This window comes from Massilia sp. GCM10023247 (genome assembly GCF_042653325.1).
In the GTDB taxonomy this organism is placed as follows: Bacteria; Pseudomonadota; Gammaproteobacteria; order Burkholderiales; family Burkholderiaceae_D; genus Telluria.
In genome coordinates, this window is record NZ_JBHSIB010000032.1 from 1 (window position 1) to 1,229 (window position 1,229).

At 52.4% G+C, this 1,229-nt stretch carries 1 rRNA gene; it reads left to right on the top strand.

What is annotated here, in order from left to right:
• Positions 1 to 1,229: ribosomal RNA gene (locus tag ACFPAH_RS23035) — 23S ribosomal RNA — on the top strand; the annotation flags it as partial.

Here is a 1,229-nt window from a genome sequence, read left to right on the forward strand (position 1 = left end):
CCGACACAGGTGGGCGAGATGAGTATTCTAAGGCGCTTGAGAGAACTCGGGAGAAGGAACTCGGCAAATTGGTACCGTAACTTCGGGAAAAGGTACGCCCCGGTAGCTTGACTGCTTTACTGCAGAAGGGTGAAAGGGTTGCAATAAACTGGTGGCTGCGACTGTTTAATAAAAACACAGCACTCTGCAAACACGAAAGTGGACGTATAGGGTGTGACGCCTGCCCGGTGCTGGAAGATTAAATGATGGGGTGCAAGCTCTTGATTGAAGTCCCAGTAAACGGCGGCCGTAACTATAACGGTCCTAAGGTAGCGAAATTCCTTGTCGGGTAAGTTCCGACCTGCACGAATGGCGTAACGATGGCCACACTGTCTCCTCCCGAGACTCAGCGAAGTTGAAATGTTTGTGATGATGCAATCTACCCGCGGCTAGACGGAAAGACCCCATGAACCTTTACTGTAGCTTTGCATTGGACTTTGAACCAATCTGTGTAGGATAGGTGGGAGGCTTTGAAGCGGGGACGCCAGTTCTCGTGGAGCCATCCTTGAAATACCACCCTGGTTTGTTTGAGGTTCTAACCTTGGTCCGTTATCCGGATCGGGGACAGTGCATGGTAGGCAGTTTGACTGGGGCGGTCTCCTCCTAAAGTGTAACGGAGGAGTTCGAAGGTACGCTAGGTACGGTCGGACATCGTGCTAATAGTGCAATGGCATAAGCGTGCTTAACTGCGAGACCGACAAGTCGAGCAGGTACGAAAGTAGGACATAGTGATCCGGTGGTTCTGTATGGAAGGGCCATCGCTCAACGGATAAAAGGTACTCTGGGGATAACAGGCTGATTCCTCCCAAGAGTTCATATCGACGGGGGAGTTTGGCACCTCGATGTCGGCTCATCACATCCTGGGGCTGTAGCCGGTCCCAAGGGTATGGCTGTTCGCCATTTAAAGTGGTACGTGAGCTGGGTTTAAAACGTCGTGAGACAGTTTGGTCCCTATCTGCCGTGGGCGTTGGAAATTTGAAGGGGGCTGCTCCTAGTACGAGAGGACCGGAGTGGACGAACCTCTGGTGTACCGGTTGTCACGCCAGTGGCATTGCCGGGTAGCTAAGTTCGGAAGAGATAACCGCTGAAAGCATCTAAGCGGGAAACTTGCCTTGAGATGAGATTTCCCGGAGCCTTGAGCTCCTTGAAGGGTCGTTCGAGACCAGGACGTTGATAGGCTGGGTGTGGAA